Here is a 586-nt window from a genome sequence, read left to right as displayed (position 1 = left end):
TTTCATTTCGACTCCTATGGACAATTCAACCCTTATCACGTGAGCATGACGACTGGTATTCGAGTGTCAAGCGTCTCTAGTATCGGCCACCCACAGCTACACAGGACCGGTAAAGATCTGGTAATCCATGGCCGACGCCGACCGTGACGTCGGTCACCAACCGACTCCGGTTGCTCCACAGGAGCCCAAGTGCCGGCCGCCACCCCGGATCCCGGTCACCCCGGCGAACCGGGGGGCTCCCACAAAATAGATAGCTTTGCAAAACGGATGGCCTTGGGAGTCGAAATGAAATAACTTGCGCGTTTCGAACCCTCCACAGGCCTGTGACCTGCGATGATGCTCTCGATCACGTATTTGTTACTTCATTACGTCCCCTTGACGCAGCGAAGGACCCGGGCGGGCGAGACAACCTGAACGAACCGGACATCCGTGTAAAATCGGATATCTTGCCGGGATCGGACGATCCCGACGGCTCCGACCTCGGGGCACGGGCCCCCATCATGGCGGTTCCGGCACCCATCTCGGACGAGGTGACCATGGATTCACGAGTCCGTCATACCGTCCGGTCCGCATCACCGTGCAGGCC

It is taken from the genome of Frankia sp. CcWB3, from assembly GCF_977927595.1.
The sequence above is the reverse complement of the archived record's forward strand: the minus strand, read 5'-3'. Positions refer to the sequence as shown.